We start from the raw sequence: 21,120 nt of genomic DNA, 5'->3' as shown, positions 1-21,120 counted from the left end.
GAGGGCATTCCCGTTGAGTAAGCGTTTGTACAGAATTCTCGCAACTATTCTGCTTTGCTCTCTTTTACTAACAAGTCTACCAATTGCCTCTAATGTTTCCTATGCAGCATCTGCTGAGAAGCAACAGATAGAACAAGAGGGAAAAAATAAGGCTACTGAAGAGCGAAAGAAGGAATTAAAAGATTCCTATTCCATTTCAGATGATGAAATTCAAGCAATCCTTGATCAAGGCTATACATTAGATGAAACGGAGTCTGCTCTTGGTTATCAGCAACAATCGAAAGGCGCACTAAAGGAAAGTCTAGAGAGAATTAAACCTACACCTATCAACTTATCTAAAGAAGCACAGAGTAAGATTCAGAGTGATCTAAGTGCACAGAGTTATGTAGAACCGAAAATTAGCGCGGCTACTACAGATCCTGTGCCAGACTATAGTTATGTAAATACATCACCGGATACTGCACCGTATACTGTGCAATTAGATCAGGAGAGTATATCCACCTTGTCAGGTGGACTCTCCATGCAAAAAGCAGATATGTCACTGCCAGGGCGAAACGGTCTTGGTTTTACCCTAACTAGAACCTATGACAGTGGCAGCTCACAATTTAATCAGATGGTAACTTACGGTAGCTCCAACGGTACAATTCCTTCTTTTGAAGAGAAATTCTTTCCGATAGGAAAAGGATGGACATGGGACATTTCGTATATTGATGTTACTGGCAGTAGTCTCTATTTGCACCTAGGTGGAGCAGGTGTGTATAAGATCGTTAATTACAACTTAATTGGTTATCCGTGGAGAGATCTTACTTTCACACCAGATAACACAGTAACTGTTGGCACGATTAAATCGGCTTATGCGTTACATTCAATTCAAGGTATTACACAGTACTTCGATGCCAAAGGACACCTGCTTGAATATGTCGATAAATTTAATAACACCGTTTTGTTTAATTACATGGATGATCCTACATATGGAACAGTGTTAAGTTCCATTGTTGATGCTATCGGTAACAGTATTAATATTACCTATAGTAATAGTGCTGTTGTAATTAAAAAGGGTACTGAGACAGTTACCTATAATAAAACGACCGTTAATGGAAAAGAGCTTCTTACACAGGTCGTAGATGCTTTAGGAAGAACAACCACCTATGATTACTATATGAAGGATGCATTTTTTAATTTGCTTGGCACCACTCCTTATATTAGCAATCCGTACGCTTTGCTTATTGGAGTCACACATCCAACTGGTTCTAAAACAGTTTATTCCTATGAAGACTCTGCTACTTTTCGATTTACTGGTGCAAACGCGGTTAATCAGGTTTTTCGGGCGACTTCACGTGAAGACCAAGTTACGCTTTCAGATGGTAGCGTAGAGCGATATAACCATAAGGATATTTCTTTTTCTGGTGACATGGCAAGTTCTTATGGCGCAGATATCCCTTCTTTTTCTACAACCATAAAAGATGGTCTAACGATGAATGTCTTTACTAACAAGAAGCATTACATCGACACAGATACACCAGCGGTATTTTATAATATGAATCAAGTTTCTTCAGCACCTCAGGATTCACCTACTTATACTGTAACGACTAATTATACGTATGATGAAATTAACAAGTATCCTAAGCCAATCACGACTCAAGTTATCAAATCGATGCAGGGAAGTACTAATCCTGTCACAACTACAACACAGACAGCTTATGATCCTTTTGGGAATGTCACAAGTTATGTAGATGTATTAGGAGTTACAACCACCTATACGTATGATGTAGCTTTGCATTTACTAGTTGGTGTGTCGAAGCCAATCTCTGCTAATCAAACTCAGTATACAGAATATGTTCGGGATGCAATGCATGGCAATGTTATAGCTGTTCGCGTGCGTGAGGGGAGCGCATCTGGCGCAATTCTTCAAGAAACCCTTTACGAAAATTTTGATACTTATGGGAACGCATTACAAACCAGAGTGAAGAAAAATGCAACAACTTATACAACGTTCCAAACTGAATATAATACTACAGCACCTTATTCTGGTGCATTTCCTACAAAACAAAGCATAAATGTCACAGATGCAAATGGAAGTGCTTCTACCATTGTCAAGAGATACGACTACAATACTTTAAATGGACGCCTAAAGGCGTTTACAGATGGTAACTCAAACACAACAAATTATGAATTCGATGAAATTGGCCGTGTAACGAAAGCAATTCATCCCGATAACAGTTTTATTAAGGTGGACTACAATGACTCTCAGAATCAAGTTCAACAAACTGATGAGACTGGTGTTCAATCCTTAACCAAATGGAACCCGTTAGGTTTGAAAATGGACGCTGGTATCAATGAGGGGGGGATATATAAATCCAAAGCGAAGTATGGATATGATTCATACGGACGCTTGACTTGGACAGAAGATGCACTTGGTAACCATACAAGCTATGGCTATGATCAATGGAGTCGTCAGAATCTGATCACGTATCCAGGGGGTTCAACTGCAAGTGTTCTTTATGATGATACTAGCGTAATAAACACAAAAACTAGCACAGATGCGGAAGGCTACGTGTTTAAGGAGTATTACGATAAAGGTGGTCGTACCACAAGCAAAGAAGAAACGAAAAAGATTGCTGGTGGTGGAACTAAAACAACAACACTTGGTACCTTTACCTTCGATAATGCTGGTCATGTTCTGACAGCCACAGACAATCAAACTCCACAAAATAAAACGACTTATAATTATGATACAATTGGGCATTTAACAAGTGTTCTAAATGCGAAGAACGAAACTACTGCATATCAATACGACAATCTTGGTAACTTGCTTCAGGTCACTTATCCAGACAGTAAGACGAACTTAAAGAAGTACGATGAAATTGGTAGATTGATTCAAACGACCGATGCAAACGGCAAAGTGGAAAAGTTCTTTTATGATGCGAATAGCAATCAAACAGGACTCTTTGATCGTAATTTGAATTATTTTAAATACACCTTTGATAATAGGAACTTCCTAAAGAGTAAAGAAATCACGGATGCTTCGTGGAATCCGATAGCCAGCGAAGAAAAAATTGGTTTCAGTTACGATCTTGCTGGAAGACGTACTCAAATGGTGGATGGTACTGGAACTACGGGATACAACTTTAGCTCATCTACAGGAGCCTTGAGTACCCAAACGTATCCAGATGGTAAAAGCATCAAGTATGATTATGATACCGCAGGCAATCGATTTGTCATGAATGATCCGTTTGGGGTTAATACGTATTATCATTATGATTCAAGGAATCGATTGGACATTGTGGCTCCATCAGCTGACTTCCTGAACAACAGCAATACTACTGATTACGATGCGAAGTATACGTATTATAACAATAGCTTGCTGAAGCAGATCACACAGCACAGTGGAGTAACTTCAGACTTCGAGTATGATGGGCTTCGTATTGGTACTCTAACCGAGAAGAAGTCTAATGGTACAACACTGAACACATTCACTTACACCTACGATAATAATGGTAATCAGAAGACTAGGGCAGAGAAAACTGGTAATGATCCAGCAGTTCCTGCAATCACAAACAACTTCACGTATGATAGGCTCAATCGCATCTCCACTTCCGATCAGTTTAATGAAACTTACGGATACGATAATCGTGGAAATCGAACCAGTATGACGACGAACAATCCGTTTGATAGTCCTGATTCGTTAAAAACATTTGATAAACGCGATAGACTTATAACTGTTGGTCTAACTCCTCAAGGTGGCAATGGTCCATCCGTCAACTACAAATACAATGGTGATGGACTCCTATGGGAACGAACGGAAAATAGTCAAACCACTCGTTATTATTGGGATGGAGACCAGATTATAGCGGAAGGTAATGTAAATAATCAGATTGTAGATAATACTTCTTCTGCCATTCAATATACAGGTAGTTGGGTTGCACAAAATGACACGAATGATTACAACGGTTCAATGACATACAGTGGAACTGCCAACGACAGTGCTCAAATGTCATTCACGGGGACTTACGTACAAGTGGTGGCTCGTAAAGGTCCATCTGGCGGAAAAGCTGATATTCTTATTGATGGAATAATCGTAGCTTCGGATGTAGATACATATCCAAACTCCAACATAAACCGTCAATATCAATCTGTGATTTATTCGAACAGCAGTTTGACCTCTGGAACACATACGATAAAAGTAATTGTTAAGGGAACTAAGAATCCAGCGGCAGCATCGACTAATGTTATGCTGGATTATATTGCTTATGGTAATGGCTCAGCTTCACTGAAAGCTAGATACATTCGTGGTCAGGGGTTAGTAGCTCGCGAGGATGGTCAAGGTAAGTCGTACTATCTTCAAAATGGACATGGTGACGTAGTAAACTTAATGGATAGTACTGGGAATACGAAGCTGAATTCGTACCAGTATGACATTTGGGGGAACATTGTCAGCCAGCAGGAGAATCTGCCACAGCCGTTTAAATACTCGGGTGAAATGATGGATGATAAGGTTGGGCTGCAATATCTGAGGGCTCGATGGTATGATCCGAGTATGGGGAGGTTTGTTGGGGAGGATACGTATGAAGGACAGATTGATAATCCGCTGAGTTTGAATTTGTATACTTATGTAAGCAATAATTCACTCAAGTATACTGATCCAACAGGGCATTTCGAAGAGATTGATAATAGCATGGCACATTTATGGAACAAAGGCGAGAAAGAAGACATGATAAGATATACCGATAACTATGGTAAAGCAACCACAAACAGCGAAAGGCAATATTGGCACGATCAAGCAAATGCACTTAGGTTAAGATATGCGGATTCTGTTACTAGAAGAGATATGAGCACAGGTGCAGAAACAACGGTTTATAAAACAAAAACTGGAGGTGTAGGCGACACAAAGTCTGGATGGGTGGCGGAAACGTATGTAAAAGGAACAGCCAGTATTTCAATTGTTGGTACTGCTGGACTGCAAGCAAAAGTTCAAAGTGGTGCATTGAGTATTAGCTTTATTAAGGGGCTTAACGGACAGCTTGCTTATCAACTAACTGCTTCTGCAGGAGTTTCTTTTAATAATGGTGGAAATATTGAGAATTACGTAAAAAAAGGAGCAAACTACGGAAGATTCTATTTTGTAGAAGCAGAGGTTTCTAAGGACTTGGAGGATTCTGACGTCGAAGGAATCGTAGGCGGGGGTCTAGGTTACAGTAGATCAGTAGCAATAGTACCATTGCGTGACTCTGCCTATGAGCATGAAATAAAACTCATCGAACTTACCTCTCATGAACCAAGCTATCCGATGTCATATTACGATTGGTTAAATCACATCGGTCAAAAATAATTTTGGAGGGATAAAATGGGAAACTGGATTTTATTTTCAATTGTGATACTTCTAATATTAATATGGGGAATAGTAAGTATTATAAGACCTGAATTTGTTTTGAAAAATTCTTTCGGAAGTACATTTCGAAAAGTTAGTCCCAGTGCATATTATATCATTAGTACTAAAATATCAGGATATATAACTGTTGTTTTTTGTATATATTTACTATATAAAACTCTTTCAGGAGGATTCGGGTTTTAGATGGTTCGCCGCCTTGCGATTCTCGAAGCGGGATGCACAGCGCGATATTCAACGTGCTTTGTGTGAGAAGCAGAAGGTCGCCAGATAATAGAGTGGCAGCACTGGTAGGCAGCCCCTAAGCTTTCATGAACATAGTCGTTCACTTTTCATGTACCTAGTTCGAGTGCGGGTTGCGGTTAGTGGGGACGCGTCCACTATAACAACGCTGAAGCCTATTAAATGGCAAAACACAAAACAACTACGCTTTGGCAGCACATTAATCTGAAAAGCCGCCGTTCTGCTGGTAAACAGCTGGAACAGCGGCTTTTATTTGTACGCGCCAGGATTATGATTAACCGCAGGAGCAGTTCAGCACCGGTTTACGTGCAGCGAGCGCTTCATCCATACGGCTGACAACGGTTGTGTAAGGAGCATTTTTAACAAGTTCCGGGTTCTCTTCGGCTTCTTTGGCGATCGCGATCAGGGTGTCGATGAAGGCATCCAGCGTTGCTTTGCTTTCGGTTTCCGTCGGTTCGATCATGATGCATTCCTCGACGTTGAGCGGAAAATAGATGGTTGGCGGGTGATAGCCGAAATCGAGCAACCGCTTGGCGATGTCCAGTGTGCGAACGCCTAACTTTTTCTGCCGATTGCCGGACAGCACGAATTCATGCTTGCAGAAGCGCGGATGCGGCACATCAAAGTGAGGTGTCAGCCTGGCCAGCATATAATTGGCATTCAAAACAGCGTATTCGGACACTTTGCGCAAACCTTCCGGTCCGAGGGTGCGAATATAGGTGTAGGCGCGGACGAGGATGCCGAAATTGCCATAGAAGCTTTTGACGCGGCCGATGGACTGCGGGAAGTTATCGTCGAAGTAAAAGCTGCCGTCATCGCGCTTGGCGACCAGCGGAGTCGGCAAGAAAGGAATCAGCTTTTCTTTGACGCCGACAGGCCCTGCGCCGGGACCTCCGCCGCCGTGCGGCGTGCTCATGGTTTTGTGCAGGTTTAGATGCACGACGTCGAAGCCCATGTCGCCGGGGCGTGTGATCCCCATAATGGCGTTGGCGTTAGCGCCGTCGTAGTAGAGCAAGCCGCCCGCCGTGTGAACGATCTCCGCGATCTCAACGATCTGTTCTTCGAACAAGCCGAGTGTGTTCGGATTGGTCAGCATGAGTGCGGCGGTGTCGGAACCTACGGCTTTGCGAAGTTCCTCCAGATTCACAAGGCCTCGCTCGTCCGACTTGATTGTGACGGTTTGAAAGCCAGCAACGGTTGCGCTGGCCGGATTGGTGCCATGTGCGGAGTCGGGGCAGATGACCTTGGTCCGCTTCTCGCCTCTGCTCTCATGGTAGGCGCGAATCATCATGAGTCCGGTCCACTCGCCATGAGCGCCAGCGGCGGGCTGGAGCGTGACGCGATCCATTCCGGTGATCGCTTGAAGATCGTTTTGGAGATGGTAGAGCAGCTCCATCGCACCTTGAAGGGATTCCTCCGGCTGATAGGGATGAATTTTGGCAAAGCCCGGGAAGCGGGCGACATCTTCATTGATCTTGGGATTATATTTCATTGTACAAGAACCAAGCGGATAGAATCCGTTATCGATGCCGAAATTGCGGCGTGATAGCGCTGTGTAATGGCGAATGACATCGACTTCGAATACTTCGGGGAGCTCCGCTGCGCTTTGGCGTACATACTTGGCAGGCAGCGCCTCGTTCAGATCGATATCAGGCACATCGGATTCCGGCAAAGCGTAAGCGACGCGTCCTGGGTGGCTCATTTCGAAAATGAGCGATTTTTCGTTCTTCTGGCTCATACGAACTCCTCCAATGCAGTGGCAAAGGTATCGATATCTTCGCGGGTTCTTTGCTCGGTGACGGCAATCAGCATGTGGCCGGCGAGCTCGGGGTAATCGCGGCCGAGGTCGTAGCCGCCGATGATGTGGCGCTCAAGGAGCTTGCGGCCAAGCTCCTGCATGTTCGTGCCGTCAGGAAGCTTGACGGCAAATTCATTGAAGAAGCTGCCGCTGAATGGGAGCTTCAGCTTGCCTGACGCGGCGAGGCGGTTTGCCGCGTAGTGGGCTTTCTGGACGTTCAGCTTGCCCACGTCCTGGATGCCTTGCTTGCCCATCGTGGACAAGTACACGGAGGCGCAGAGCGCGAGAAGCGCCTGGTTGGAGCAGATGTTCGACGTGGCTTTCTCACGTCTGATATGCTGCTCCCGCGCTTGCAGCGTAAGGACGAAACCGCGCTTGCCCTCGCGGTCTACGGTTTGTCCGACGATGCGCCCAGGCATGCGGCGCATCCAGCTTTCCGCGACAGCGAAGTAGCCGCACGTCGGCCCGCCGAGCGAAGCGGGGATGCCGAGCGGCTGGCAGTCGCCGACCACGATGTCAGCGCCCAGCTTCCCCGGCGCCTCCAGCAAGCCCAGCGTGAGCGGATTTGCGCTCACGACAAGCAGCGCGCCCGCGCCGTGCGCGAGCGGCTCCACAGCGCCGACGTCCTCCAAACAGCCGAAAAAATTCGGCGATTGGACGATAACGGCTGCGGTGTCGCCGCTGAGCTTGGACGCGAGGTCGTCCAGATCCGTTACGCCAGCTGGCGTGAGGGCGATCTCGACTACGTCCAAGTTCAGCCCGCGGGCGGTTGTGCGCAGGATGGCGCGCGCTTCAGGGTGCACCGCGCGCGATACGAGCAGGCGGCTGCGCTTCGTCGCGCCGCTGGCCAGGGCGCCGGCTTCGGCCAGCGCCGTTGCGCCGTCGTACATCGAGGCGTTCGCTACGGCCATGCCGGTCAGCTCGCAGATGTACGATTGAAATTCGAAAATCGCCTGCAGCTCGCCCTGGCTGATTTCCGGTTGGTAGGGCGTGTACGCCGTGTAGAATTCCGAACGTGAGATGACATGATTGATCACCACCGGAAGGTGATGATCGTAGATGCCAGCGCCCAGGAAGCTGGCATAGCGGTCGAAGTCGGCGTTGCGGCCCGCCAGACCGCGCATGTAGCGAAGCAGGCTTTGCTCATCCAGTGCCGCAGACACGTCGAGTTCACCCTGAAAGCGTACCTGCTGCGGAATATCCTGAAACATCTCGTCGATGGACGTGATGCCAATCGTCGTCAACATCTCTTTCTGATCCTGCTCGGTAATCGGTAAGTAGCGATGTTTCATCGTAGTGGTAAGCTCCTCTCAGCCCAAACGGTTATGGTTTTCTTTTATAAAAAGGGGTGGCAACGACTTTCGCCTTCACCTGAGCCCCTCTGATTTCAACATTCACCTCAGTGCCAATCGCGCTGTAGGCGGAATCGATCAAAGCCAAACCAATATTCGTTTTAAACGTAGGAGATTGGGTGCCAGTCGTCACTTCACCGATCTGATGATCTCCCGCAAAAACAGCGTAATGTGGGCGCGGGATGCCGCGTTCTGCCATTTCGATGCCGACGAGCTTGCGAGGCGTGCCGTTAGCTTTTTGCCCGGCCATAACTTCACGGCCAATGAATGCTCCTTTATCCAGTTTCACGAAAAAGGAGAGACCGGCTTCCAGCGGCGTAATGTCCTTCGTGAGCTCTTGCCCGTAAAGAGGGAGCCGCGCCTCAAAGCGAAGGGTATCGCGAGCGCCTAAGCCAGCTGGCACCAAGCCGTAAGCTTGGCCAGCTTCGAGGAGCAGCTTCCACAGCTGAACAGCGTCGGCCTGGTCGACATACAGTTCGAAGCCGTCCTCTCCCGTGTAGCCTGTGCGCGATACGAGCGCTTTAACGCCGGAGACGTTCACGTTTTGTAGAAAGTGAAACGGTTTTAACGATTGCGCAATGGGGGTGTCCGTAACGGCGCTTAAAATCTGCACGGCATGGGGACCTTGGATGGCAAGCATGGCCGTTTCGTCTGAAATGTTCGTCAGCTGGACATTCCCCGCGAGGTGCTGGCGCAGCCATTCTATGTCTTTGTCGATGTTTGAAGCATTAATGACCAGCATATACTTTTCGTTCTCCAGCTTATAGACGAGCAGGTCGTCTACAACGCCGCCATTTGGATAACACATGAGACTGTACTGGCATTGGCCGACTTCCAGCTTAGCTACATCGTTCGTCGTCATGTTTTGCAAATAGGAGAGGGCGTCAGTGCCCTGCACCTGGACTTCACCCATGTGGGATACATCGAAGAGCCCGACTTGCTGCCTGACGGCATCGTGCTCTTTTTGAATGCCGGCGAACTGAACAGGCAGCTCCCAGCCTCCAAAATCAATGACTCGCGCTCCGTGCTCCGCATAAATGGGAAAGAGCGGTGTTCGTTTCAGCATGCTTGTCGCCTCGCTTCCAAACCGAATGGTTGATCTGGGCTTATTTTGCCCAAAATGTAAAAAAAGAGCAAAAAGTATGCAACACAAAATCATACTTTTTGCTCTGTCCTTTGTACCTGAGAGTTGCCTCGCGAACACAGCGTGTCCAGCAAGTTTCCCCTTTGGTGTCCGGCTCCGCGATTCGCGGCGGTCCGAAGCTCTCCAGAGATGCGTCCGATACAGGTCCTTTTGCCTGAGAGATTCACCGCTGATGGGCTTACTCCTTCGGCGCCGCGATCTTGCATGCGGTCTCTCCCTATATCATCATTCGCTAATATTAAGTTATTTTCGCTAACCTTATTATGTGCCGACATTGGTACATATTGTCAACGATAACTTTTGCATGGATAAGGTTGTATTCGTCTTGACTTTCATGTTTCTGTTGGATTAAGCTAAAAGCAAAATTTGCTAGTAAACGAGGTGTGAAGCGATGAGTCAAGTACAAAGCAATTTGTTTTATACGAAAGAGCATGAATGGGTTGAAAAACTGTCGGATACCATCTTACGCATAGGCATTACGGATTTTGCCCAGGATCAACTGGGGGATATTGTGTTCGTCGAGCTTCCGAAAATTGGAGCAACCGTCACAGCAGACGACAGCATCGGCAGTGTGGAATCAGTCAAAACGGTTTCGGATATTTTCTCTCCGGTATCGGGTAAAGTCACGGCAGTCAATGGCGCGCTTGAAAGCTCACCTGAGCTTGTGAACAGTGCTCCATTCGGCGAAGGCTGGATGGTAGAAGTTGAAGTAAGTGGCGCTGATGCCTTGGAAGGCTTGTTAACAGCAGCTGAGTATGAAGCATACATCGGTAACGATTAATAGAGTGTAGGAACTGGGGGGTGTTTTTTTATGCTCTTTGGGCAAAAGCCGCAGGGACAGGAAGAACGCATTCCCCCCGGGCAAACGCTAACGCAAGGCTGGCCTGTGCTCCACTATGGGTCCGTGCCTTATTATAACGACATGAGCAAATGGAATTTGCACGTATTCGGGCTTGTCGAAGAGGAATTTACCATTACGTATAAAGATTTTATGGCGCTTCCGCGAAAAGAGTACGGGAATGATATTCACTGCGTAACCACATGGTCCAAACTGGATAATGTATGGGAAGGCATTGCGGTTTCCGAAATCATGAGCAAGGTCAACATGAAACCGGAGGCTACGCACGTCATGCTGCATGCGGAGCATGGCTGGACGACAAACCTGCCGCTGGAGGATTTTCTCCGTGATTCGTCTTTCTTCGGGATTAGGCACAACGGCCAACTGCTGACACCGGATCACGGGGCTCCTGTGCGGATGGTCGTTCCGCATCTGTACTTTTGGAAAAGCGCGAAATGGCTGCGCGGCATTGAGCTGATGCCGAAGGATAAGCCGGGCTTTTGGGAGCGGAACGGGTATCATATGTACGGCGATCCGTGGCAATCTCAAAGATATGATTTTGATTAGTGAATTAAGCCTACCAAAGCAATTATGCTAAGGTGGGTTTTTTGTTTATCTATTGAATTTGAAGTCAGTTATCTTCACCTCAATGTAGCGACCAGGCGCACCTCTACGGGGACTCACGAAGAACTTTATGTGCGAAGCTGGCGTTCGGAGATTTATGGACAGGTCTGAATATCGAGGAACATATCAAAAGGCCCCGCCTAATTGGGGGGGGCTAAACATAAAGCAAAGGTACATCATACGACTCAACAATATTGATTATTCAGTTACGTGAATATTTAAGGTGACCGTACCACTTATGCTAGCATTATAGTATTTAACGACAGCATCACCAGGTTTTAAGGCTGTGATTCTATACTTAGGTACACGCATTGGTTCATAGTATGCTTGTTGCACACTCACTACACCATAACCGGATGATAAATAGGTATAGTAAAAATACACATATTTTTCTTCGCCTACCTTCATGCTGATTTCCTGGATTTCATTAGTTGAAGCAGTTTGGAGGAGGTTCTTCGGGGGTGTTGAGACTACTGCAGCTGAGGCTGAGCCAGCCACTAGGGTAAACAGTAAGGCAGAACTTAAAAAAATTTTAAATGTGTTACGCATGAAAATCACTCCTTATAAGGAAAATGTTTACAAATTCAGTATATCACAAAGTAAATTAATAGAGTTTAAAGTGTTTGTGAAAATTTTTATACCATTGTTAATGTAGGTAGAATGCACGGTTTGAATATTGTGATACCTAAGCAAGTAGTCGGTATGTAGAAAGGAAGGAGGAAAGAATTGGTTAAACCATCAGCTAGTTTCGAAGCTTTCGCTTCTCTTAGTAGATTTTTTGTCCTTGCTCAAGACATGGAGCCAACGCTGCGGCAAGCAGAAGAAGAAATTTTATTATTGTGTCATGTATATGGGATCGAGAACGAAGAAGAATTACAAAAAAACGAAAATGCTGAAATGATCGAGACTTTTAATAAAGTTAAAGCTGAAATCATGAGGTGCGTTGAATAATGGAGGATATGACTCTATGGCTTAAGAGCATCCGAGATTTAAAGCTTTCGTATCGAGGCACTTACCGTGCGCTGCAGCGAGCAAGGGAGAAGGCAGATCAAGAGAAAAACAAAGCCGATAGTGATACGAATACTGAAATGCTTTCCGATGTAAGTTTTGTAATTGAGTGGATGCATACAGGCAGACGCCCCTGAAGCAAGCGAGGAATAGAGCGCAGAGCTGGGTATCAACGGGAAAAGTTAGTCGATCCTCTGAGAATACAAGGCTTTGTTAGAAATACCCGATCAGCAAGTCCATCGACGTTAACTGATTATCAAAAGTTTCAGATCCAAGATGTTCTATCCAGATCAAGTGAAATGGAAAAGCAATGTTACTTATTGGCTCATGGAGAATGCTTTTCCCACTCGGAAATTGTATAATTGTTAAATATTACCAAGGGTAGTGTCTCCAAGCTAGTTAACCGAGCTCAAAAGAAAGTATCTGAGGATATAAAGAACAGCCTATTTCTTTGTGTACACCAAATCGCATTGAAACTTTTCTCCTCCTTCAAGCAGCACGCTTTCGAACTGGTATAATAAACATAACTCCTACCACTATTCAAACGGATGCGAAGAGGGAGGAGGCTCGCGACGCATACAGCCATGCCATCGGGCTGTGTTTGGATTCATCCATTCGCGCGTTTCTGGAGAAGCAATCAGGTAGTTGTTGATAGACGGATTTGACGAAATGGATAGGATTATCAAGGGTCAGGCCTGTTTGGCTTTTTCCCGAGATTCTGTTGCTTCCTGGTAGATGCGCATGCTAGGAAGACATGACAAGATTCGGAATTGCAATGCAAATATATGTAACTTCTGCGGAAATTACAAGGAGGATGATCATGAAAAAAGCAATTTTTTCATTATTGGCGTTGGCTCTATGTATACCTGTTGCTTCAACAACAGTAGAAGCTTCAGACTTCGGAGATGTAGAGGGTCATTGGGCGAAAGAGTCGATAAATTGGGCAACGAATCTGAAAATGGTTCAAGGATACGAGGATGGAAGCTTTCGTCCGGACGAATTAATCTCTCAAGAAGAGTTTCTCGCTTTATTTATTCGAACCAACCCGAAAGACCAAGATACTATGAATGAGGATATAAAAGGCGCTACCTGGTCAGATCGCTATTACCAGTCGGCAGCTCAGCTTCATATGGTGATTCAATCAGATATGAATGAGAGAACCAAACCCATCACTCGGGGACAAGCTGCCCAGTTGATTACCGGAACATTTGGTTTTCATTACTCTGTAGATGGATCCATTGCCTATCTTTACGATAGGGGGATTTCAAGCGGGAAAAAAGCAAAGACGCTTGATGGTTTTGACAAAGAGAGCGGGTTAACCAGAGCTGAAGCCGTACAATTTCTCAAAATTTTGATAGAAAAGCTGCCAACTCGCAATTTCCAAAATTGTGCTGACGAGGAAGAAGAGAACCCATCCATTCCTAAATATTACGGGATCCCGGGTCCCTATCATATGCATGGCTCCATAGCATCCAGAACTAATATGTTCGATCTTCCTAATATGGGAATTTCCGTTATGTATAAACCTCAATCTGTTGGAAGAACACCAAGAATTCCTCCGAAAGGGAAGAGGTTGATAGAACTGCGGATAAATGTAATGATCAAGCTACCGAAGGAGGGAGAAACGCAAACTACCTGGCCGACCTTATCAATACTGAAGGAAGTGACTACGAAAGAGGGGAACCACCCTGATTCGAAAGACATTTTTCTAACAGGAGGTCCTGAGTATATAGAGAACTCGGTTTATAAAGCCATCTCCATTGGCATTTTAATAAATGAAAAAGAATCGCTGAAGGACATTATTTTTCAGGATCCTATTGATCAAAGTACAATTGAAATTGAAATGGAATAGGCACCCACTACATATCAGAGTTCAATAATCTGCTAGGAAATCTTACAAGATATTTTCAGGATTATTTGTAAATGATCGCAGTATATCTAATAACTCGTCAATGTGTTTGCCCAGATCTTTAGTATCTAGGGCCACATGGACTCTTAGGTTTATATGAGCTGCTTCGCCGATCGTAAAAATAATGAAGTTGATTAATTTGAAATAGAGTCTTTCCTAACGGCAGTACAATTTATCGAAAGCTTGGGATATTAAGGGTTGACTTCGAGCGCGCTCTAGCTTGTAAACTAAATCAACGAGGAGGCCTCTTCATGATTTCAATGGAATTAACGATTCAACAGGTTGCAGCTAGAACGGGACTTAGCGTACACACACTACGATATTATGAAAAAATCGGTCTCATGGAGCCGATCCCACGTGCAGTGAACGGGCATCGTTCCTATCATGGGAAAGATATTGAATGGATTATTTTGCTTACTCGACTGCGCTCTACCGGAATGCCGATTGCTGAAATGCAACGATTCGCGGATATGATGCGTCTAGGAGATGCCGGTATCGGACAACGGCGGGCGCTGCTGGAGGAGCATGAGCAAAAGCTGCAGGCGCAGGTCAAGGAACTCCAGGACACGCTAAGCGTGCTTCAGGGAAAGATCACGTATTACAGGTCTTGGGAAGCAGGCCAGATTTAAGATTGGATGAGGGTGCCTGAGGGTATGTGCTCATTTTCTGATTGTTGAAGGAGGAGCGTCTTTTGCAGAAATTATCTATAGGTGCAACAGGCATACAAGTCAGCGCGTTAGCTTTAGGATGTTTGAATTTCGGCTCCAGAACAGATAAAGTGACATCGTATAGGTTGCTGGATGAGTATCAAGAAGCGGGTGGCACTTTTTTGGATACTTCCAACAACTACGCTTTCTGGAACGAGGGCTGCGTTGGCGGGGAGAGCGAGTCTCTGCTTGGGCAGTGGATGAAGGAACGCGGGAACCGGGATCGCATGATTATAGCGACAAAGGTAGGAGCCAAACCAACCTTTGTTGGCGGCGGTTTTGAACATATAGAAGGATTAAGCCGCAAAGCGATCGAACAAGCAATCGACGAAAGCCTGCTTCGACTCGGTGTAGACTATATAGATTTGTATTATGCGCATATTGATGATACGAACACTCCGCTAGAAGAGACGTTGGAGGTCTTGGATGGACTGGTTCGGACTGGAAAGGTTAGGGCTATCGGATGCAGCAATTATCCGCTTTCTAGGATAGTAGAGGCGCGAGGCATCAGTGATGTCCATAACTGGTCTTCTTACGCTTGCATTCAACAGCGCTATACTTATTTGCATCCTCGGGCAGGAGCAGACTTTGGGATACAAATCAGTGCGGATGAAGAGTTGTTAACCTATTGTGAGGGCCGGGAAGACTTTTCGATGCTGGCCTACTCTCCTTTACTCAATGGCGCGTATACGAGGCAGGACGTGACTTTGCCGAGTCAGTACGATGATCGGGCTGCTCAAGCAAGACTGCGGGTTCTGAGTGAAGTGGCAGCTGAGACAGAAGGGACACCGAATCAGGTCGTGCTGGCCTGGCTGCTGCAAAAGTCGCCCACGACGATTCCGCTCATTGCTGTGAGCAGTTCCGAACAACTATCGGAAAATACTGGTTCTTTAGACATCCGTTTAACTGAGGAACAATTGGAACGTTTAAACAAAGCTTAGATATCAGCTGATATTTTAAAATGAAAAATAACCTTCCAATTCGATGGAGGGTTATTTTCTGGACAAGTATTCCGGAATGCGAGATGAAACCCGCCGGCCCATGTTCCTCTTGATTGCAGCGGTTAAGAATGAAGATATGCCTCATACGCATCAACAACCTGCTCCGCGTGGCTCCTCACTCGCTCCGCGACAAAGGCCGGCTCTAGCACAAGAACGTCAGGCCCGTAGCTGAGCAGCATGCCATACATCCAGTGATTGTCGGGGTAGCTGGCTCGTACTAGCAGCGCTCCGTCCTCCTGAACCTCCACATTGCCAACGCCAAAGGCCTCTTCCACTCGCACCCGCACGCGCGGACGAAACCGCAGCTTCAGGTGAATGGCTGGCCCTGTCTCCTTATTGCCCCACTTTGCGTCAAGCTGCGCCAATGTAACCCCGCGATTCTTGAATTGCTCCATATGGATGCGCAGCTCGCTCATGCGTGAGAGCCGAAAAGTCCGGTAGTCCCCGCGGAGTTTGCAATACGCGTATAAATACCACGCATAACCTTTCCACGCCAGGCCAATCGGCTCTACTGAACGATGCTCGCCAACGCCTTCCGTGTTCGTATATTGAAACGAAGCCACCGACCGATTCTTGGTTGCTTGGCGCAGCGAAGTTATTACCGACTTGTCCTTTATGCCCCCGCTATGCCATACATTCATATCGAATATTAGCGTTTCGCCGTTTTCTTCCATTTGATTCTGCTCTGACCTTGCCACAAGAGCCTTGACCTTGGTAAGCAGGGTGTCCATTTCCTGATCATAGAGCGAAGACTGCATGCCCTTCAATGCAATTAGGATGGATTGCAAATCGTTGAACGTGACGATCTGGCGATCAATTCGAAATTGTTCCATAATTTCGTAGCCTCCGTCGGCTCCCGTGTAAGAGATGATAGGTATGCCAGCGGTGTTAATCGTTTCCATATCACGGTAAATGGTCCGAAGCGAGACTTCGAACTTGTCAGCCAACATCGTCGCGTTCACGCGTCGCTGGCTGAGCAGGATCATTGTAATAGCAAGCAAGCGTTCTATTTTCAAGCAGTGTCTTCCCCCTTATACCCTTAACTTTACATTCAGCGGAGCTGGAAGTCGACCCATTTTTATGAAAAGACGCCAAATAATCCTGATATCAAGCTGTCAGGATCAGCCGAATTGTTCTACGGTTTTGGTGATGCCGTGGGAGCGGTGGATCGTGACCGATTCTTAACCAACCTGATGTTCCCATCCGGTATTCCGCAGAGCAAACCAACAACGTCGTGCATTGGAGCGAATTTGACCGAGGCACACACTTTGCAGGAATGGATGCGCAGGATTTGCTTATCGGGGATCTCGGGACGTTTTTCGGCACCCTGTGCTAGCAGAAGGCCGTCTTATCTATGTTTTCGCCAGCGCTTCGCGATCCAATGCTTGCGCTGGCATTTCCATCCATCCGGTTGCTATCATAATGTTGCCCCATGCCGCCACGGTATCGGCTCGCGGGCTTTGAGACATGGATGCACCGTATTGTCCAATCCCGAAGCGATTAACCCCGCTTACATGACAAAGAAAGCATCCACCGGCGGCGGATGCTCTAACGTGATAGAATTGGGATAATCAGTGCTATAATTGCTTATTTTTTAAGGCGTAATCCGCCATCAACTTCTAGTACCGATCCCGTTACAAATGTATTATCGACAAGATAGTGAACCGCTTTGGCGATATCCTCAGGTTCTCCAACACGGCCCATTGGCGTATTTTCCGCAAATTGAAGAAACGCAGCTGATCGATGTTCTTCTGGAAGCCAATTCCACCAAGATGTATTAACAACGCCAGGGGATATGGCATTAACACGTATAGGCGCAAGCTCAAGAGCCAGATTGGGAACCATAGCTTCAAGTCCACCGTTAATAGCTGCCAACCCAGAGATGCCAGGCGATACATTCCGTGCGGAAATGGCAGTAATAAAGGTTATGGATCCATTACTTTTTAATGTTTGGAGACTTAACTGTGCGGAAGTGATCTGCGGCCAAAACTTGGCTTCAAAACCGTCTCGAAGCTCGCTTAAGGAAAGATCACGGAAATTTCCGGCTCCTTTGGCACCGGATACGGCGATGACCAGATGATCAAAACTTCCTTGTCGTTCAAAAAAAGCCGCTAGATCTTCAGGGGATGCAGCATCTAGTGTTTCTCCTTTCGCAAGAGGCCCAAGTTCCTGTAACGCTGCTTCCAGTTTGATAGGATCGCGTCCTGTAATGATGACCTCTGCGCCAAAGTTAACCAGTTTATGAGCTGATGCAAGACCCATACCTGATGTTCCACCCATAATAATAATACGCTGATCTTTAAGATGTTTCTCCATTATTAATTCCTCCTACATATGGATATTTGCCTGTATCTGTATTATAATACGTAACGTAACGTAACGTAAATAGAAATTTTACATATACTGGAGGTAAGTCATGGAGAATCAACCCTCAGAAAAATCGCCACTTGGAAGACCGAGGAGTGAACAAGCGCGACAAGCTATTATGAATGCAACGCTGAGTCTTTTGAAGACAGAAGGGTATAAGAAATTAACAATGGAAGGAATCGCAAAAGCCGCTGGTGTAGGAAAACCAACTTTATATCGCTGGTGGCCAAACATTCCCACCATTGTTATGGAAGCTGTCCAGCTACAAGCGATAAGCGGAATTGTCCTAGCGGAAACTGATTCTCTCAGAAGTGATTTACTGCAATATTTAGGACAAACCTGCCAGTTGTTTAATGGTTATTTAGGTGAAATCCTGCGATGCCTCATGGCTGAGGCACAGCTTAATCCCGACTTTGCGATTGTGTTCCGGGAAGAGCTCATTCAAACACGCAGAACGAAGTTGATCGAGATTATAGAGCGAGGTGTTAGTCGTAATCCATTAAGGAGCGAATTGAATCTGGAATTTCTGGCGGATTTGGGGTACGGTCCAATCTGGTATCGGCTGCTTAATGGCCATGCGGCACTTGATGAACCGTTTGTACATTCTATCGTGGATCAAATTATATATAACATTGACAGGGCTGGATCAAATTAGGAACGAAATTCCCATACGTTGGGCGGAATCTTGAATGAATTGAATGCACTACGTCAATGATAAGGTAAAGCCTAATTTTGGGAGTAAGATATGATGATATTTACGTTCTATATTTTATTAAATTCAGCGGTAGTCTTATTCTTATGGAAATACAAGAAGAAAAATATCCATATTCTTGAAGTTTTAGTGTATTGGCTATTTGCTGGCATTCTTTATCAAAACTATTCGGCGCTTCTTTATATGAATTTCAAATTAATTATAATTCCTGACACTTTAAGCTTGGAAATGGCGCACTTTATTAATCGAACTGTGCTCTATCCCGTATTCACGATCCTGTTTTTAAATCATTTTATACGATTGCAATCTGCCGGAAAGAAGATTGCTTTGATTTTGAGCTATGTCGTGCTATTTAATGGCTTGGAAGGGTTGGCAGATTGGTTAGGAGTTCTCATGCATACGAAATGGAAATTATGGTGGTCATTCTCATTCTGGATCATCTACCTGTTGCTTTCCATTGGATTTATGAAATTTTTCCGAATGAAATTGAAAGAGGAGTTACAACCTGCGTGAACTATACAATTGATTGGAATGAATGGGTTGAGTTCGTTTCCTCCGCGATTGCTTTATTTTTCTTTTTAATGATAAGAAGGTACTTTCAAACTGTCGTTAAAATAATCATCTGGATATTTACTGTCGTATATGTGGAATCCATTGATTATTTTCTTGCAGCAAGTCCCTTTAGGGTATATTATTGCGGCGATAATACGACATATGAACCTTCGACCGGTATGATACATCTTATCCTATATCCAACATTTTCGTTTTTTTTCCTATACTTTTACGATAAGTGGAAAATCCATGGCATAGGGTTAGTTGGTTATATCTTGCTTTGGGATGGGATTTCCATTCTAGTTGAATGGATCTATGTTAAAAATGGCATCTTCACTTATACAGGATGGAAGTTATATTACTCTATCCCCGTTTATCCAATCTCGAATTTGATCTTGATCAAACTTTATCATTTTGTTAAGAAACGTCTTAATCTCGCAGTACACAGGAGAGAACAGCATGAATGCAGTAGAAAAAGTTAGTAACTTTGTAGGTAAAACGTTTTCACTTTGGGTTATCTTGTTCGCCTGTCTTGGATTTTTTGCTCCGCATCTCTTCACCGGCTACAAATCCTCCATATCACCGCTGCTGGGCATTGTCATGTTTGGCATGGGGCTCACGCTTTCCGCAGCCGACTTTCGTGAAGTGTTTCGCCGGCCTAAGGATGTCGCTATCGGTGTAATCGGTCACTACCTGATTATGCCCTCCATCGCGTATTTGCTGGCCAACGTCTTGAAGCTTCCTCCAGAAATTGCGGTTGGTGTCATTTTGGTCGGGTGCTGCCCGAGTGGAACCGCCTCCAACGTCATGACGTTCCTTGCCAAAGGCGATGTAGCGCTTGGCGTATCGATAGCGTCTGTTTCTACCATCATTGCGCCATTTGCCACTCCGGCATTGATTTCGTTTTTGGCTGGCAAATGGATGGATATTAATACGAAGTCTTTGTTTATGGACATCGTGCAAGTCGTTATTTTACCGATCGTGTTAGGCATCATTGTGAAAGCGATATTCCGCAAGCAAGCCGAAGCTAGCGTTAAAGCGCTGCCTCTCGTTTCAACAATTGCCATCGTGCTTATTGTCGCCATCGTCGTAGGTTTGAACCAGCCTAAAATTATGTCCAACGGGCTGCTCATTTTCGCAGCGGTCATCCTCCACAATTTGCTTGGCTACGTACTTGGTTATTTCTTTGCTAAGCTATTCGGCATGGATCTGGGTAAGCGCAAAGCGGTTACCTTGGAAACGGGGATGCAGAACTCCGGTCTGGGCGCCGCTTTGGCTGCAGCACACTTCAGCCCGTTGGCGGCTGTACCAAGCGCCTTGTTCAGCGTGTGGCACAACTTGTCAGGTTCGATGCTGGCCACGTGGTTTGCAAGAAGAAGTGAAGCTAAGAATAATAAGTAGTCAATATGAAAAAGAGCATCGCGCCAACTTTGGTTGGTGGATGCTTTTTTGTTGCCAGAATGGTTAAATCCTTTACAG

The 21,120-nt window shown here is 45.7% G+C and carries 18 protein-coding genes and 1 riboswitch; of the genes, 12 read left to right on the top strand and 6 right to left on the bottom strand.

The window, feature by feature from the left end:
* Nucleotides 1-13 precede the first annotated feature (13 nt).
* Nucleotides 14-5,329 (top strand): RHS repeat-associated core domain-containing protein, encoded by a 5,316-nt coding sequence (locus ABRS97_RS11585; protein WP_367813958.1) that lies wholly within the window; start codon nt 14-16, stop codon nt 5,327-5,329.
* Between the two features lie 15 nt (nt 5,330-5,344).
* Entirely contained in the window at nt 5,345-5,572 is a 228-nt protein-coding gene (locus ABRS97_RS28200) for a DUF6199 family natural product biosynthesis protein (protein ID WP_483312448.1), read from the top strand.
* Between the two features lie 331 nt (nt 5,573-5,903).
* Here ABRS97_RS28200 and gcvPB read toward each other — a convergent pair whose 3' ends face one another.
* Genes gcvPB through gcvT form a run of 3 tightly spaced genes read right to left on the bottom strand, consistent with a single transcriptional unit; the run spans nt 5,904 to nt 9,845 of the window.
* The gene (gene gcvPB / locus ABRS97_RS11580) at nt 5,904-7,367 is read right to left on the bottom strand and encodes an aminomethyl-transferring glycine dehydrogenase subunit GcvPB (RefSeq protein WP_367813956.1); all 1,464 of its coding nucleotides are present in this window, start codon (nt 7,365-7,367) and stop codon (nt 5,904-5,906) included.
* On the bottom strand, nt 7,364-8,719 hold the full coding sequence (gene gcvPA / locus ABRS97_RS11575) for an aminomethyl-transferring glycine dehydrogenase subunit GcvPA (protein WP_367813954.1): 1,356 nt from the start codon (nt 8,717-8,719) through the stop codon (nt 7,364-7,366). The genes gcvPB and gcvPA overlap by 4 nt, the downstream gene beginning before the upstream one ends.
* A gap of 31 nt (nt 8,720-8,750) precedes the next feature.
* On the bottom strand, nt 8,751-9,845 hold the full coding sequence (gcvT, locus tag ABRS97_RS11570; RefSeq protein WP_367813952.1) for a glycine cleavage system aminomethyltransferase GcvT: 1,095 nt from the start codon (nt 9,843-9,845) through the stop codon (nt 8,751-8,753).
* Nucleotides 9,846-10,055: 210 nt separating this feature from the next.
* A riboswitch (glycine riboswitch) is annotated at nt 10,056-10,152 on the bottom strand.
* Between the two features lie 162 nt (nt 10,153-10,314).
* Between gcvT and gcvH the strand changes: the two genes are divergently transcribed.
* Nucleotides 10,315-10,704, top strand: a complete 390-nt coding sequence (gene gcvH, locus ABRS97_RS11565) for a glycine cleavage system protein GcvH (protein ID WP_367813950.1) — start codon at nt 10,315-10,317, stop codon at nt 10,702-10,704.
* Nucleotides 10,705-10,734: 30 nt separating this feature from the next.
* On the top strand, nt 10,735-11,328 hold the full coding sequence (locus ABRS97_RS11560) for a sulfite oxidase-like oxidoreductase (RefSeq protein WP_367813948.1): 594 nt from the start codon (nt 10,735-10,737) through the stop codon (nt 11,326-11,328).
* Between the two features lie 255 nt (nt 11,329-11,583).
* Here the strand turns inward: ABRS97_RS11560 and ABRS97_RS11555 are convergent, their stop codons facing one another.
* Nucleotides 11,584-11,934, bottom strand: coding sequence for a hypothetical protein (locus tag ABRS97_RS11555; protein ID WP_367813946.1), 351 nt, complete (start codon nt 11,932-11,934; stop codon nt 11,584-11,586).
* A 177-nt stretch (nt 11,935-12,111) separates the two neighbouring features.
* On the opposite strand from ABRS97_RS11555, the gene ABRS97_RS11550 reads away from it, so the two are divergent.
* From ABRS97_RS11550 to ABRS97_RS11530, 5 genes are all read left to right on the top strand, one after another.
* Complete coding sequence (locus ABRS97_RS11550; RefSeq protein WP_367813944.1) at nt 12,112-12,336, top strand: hypothetical protein; 225 nt, start codon at nt 12,112-12,114, stop codon at nt 12,334-12,336.
* On the top strand, nt 12,336-12,530 hold the full coding sequence (locus ABRS97_RS11545) for a hypothetical protein (RefSeq protein WP_367813942.1): 195 nt from the start codon (nt 12,336-12,338) through the stop codon (nt 12,528-12,530). The genes ABRS97_RS11550 and ABRS97_RS11545 overlap by 1 nt, the downstream gene beginning before the upstream one ends.
* A gap of 683 nt (nt 12,531-13,213) precedes the next feature.
* Nucleotides 13,214-14,245, top strand: coding sequence for an S-layer homology domain-containing protein (locus ABRS97_RS11540; RefSeq protein ID WP_367813940.1), 1,032 nt, complete (start codon nt 13,214-13,216; stop codon nt 14,243-14,245).
* A gap of 308 nt (nt 14,246-14,553) precedes the next feature.
* On the top strand, nt 14,554-14,931 hold the full coding sequence (locus ABRS97_RS11535) for a MerR family transcriptional regulator (RefSeq protein WP_367813938.1): 378 nt from the start codon (nt 14,554-14,556) through the stop codon (nt 14,929-14,931).
* A 62-nt stretch (nt 14,932-14,993) separates the two neighbouring features.
* Nucleotides 14,994-15,950, top strand: coding sequence for an aldo/keto reductase (locus ABRS97_RS11530; RefSeq protein WP_367813936.1), 957 nt, complete (start codon nt 14,994-14,996; stop codon nt 15,948-15,950).
* Nucleotides 15,951-16,072: 122 nt separating this feature from the next.
* Here the strand turns inward: ABRS97_RS11530 and ABRS97_RS11525 are convergent, their stop codons facing one another.
* Nucleotides 16,073-17,026, bottom strand: coding sequence for a helix-turn-helix transcriptional regulator (locus ABRS97_RS11525; protein ID WP_367813934.1), 954 nt, complete (start codon nt 17,024-17,026; stop codon nt 16,073-16,075).
* 571 nt (nt 17,027-17,597) lie between these two features.
* Nucleotides 17,598-18,326 carry an SDR family oxidoreductase gene (locus ABRS97_RS11520; RefSeq protein ID WP_367813932.1) on the bottom strand — a complete coding sequence of 243 codons (729 nt, stop codon included), beginning with the start codon at nt 18,324-18,326 and terminating at the stop codon, nt 17,598-17,600.
* 100 nt (nt 18,327-18,426) lie between these two features.
* Here ABRS97_RS11520 and ABRS97_RS11515 point away from each other — a divergent pair, with 100 nt between their 5' ends.
* From ABRS97_RS11515 to ABRS97_RS11505, 3 genes are all read left to right on the top strand, one after another.
* Nucleotides 18,427-19,032 carry a TetR/AcrR family transcriptional regulator gene (locus ABRS97_RS11515; RefSeq protein ID WP_367813931.1) on the top strand — a complete coding sequence of 202 codons (606 nt, stop codon included), beginning with the start codon at nt 18,427-18,429 and terminating at the stop codon, nt 19,030-19,032.
* A 90-nt stretch (nt 19,033-19,122) separates the two neighbouring features.
* A complete protein-coding gene (locus ABRS97_RS11510) occupies nt 19,123-19,602 on the top strand; it encodes a hypothetical protein (RefSeq protein WP_367813929.1) in 480 nt (159 codons plus the stop codon).
* A 498-nt stretch (nt 19,603-20,100) separates the two neighbouring features.
* Nucleotides 20,101-21,042, top strand: a complete 942-nt coding sequence (locus tag ABRS97_RS11505; RefSeq protein ID WP_367813927.1) for a bile acid:sodium symporter family protein — start codon at nt 20,101-20,103, stop codon at nt 21,040-21,042.
* The last annotated feature ends 78 nt before the right edge of the window (nt 21,043-21,120 follow it).

Source organism: Paenibacillus tabacirhizosphaerae, assembly GCF_040812395.1.
Classification (GTDB): domain Bacteria; phylum Bacillota; class Bacilli; order Paenibacillales; family NBRC-103111; genus Paenibacillus_E.
Note: the sequence above shows the minus strand (reverse complement) of the source record. Positions and strands in the feature narration are given on the sequence as shown.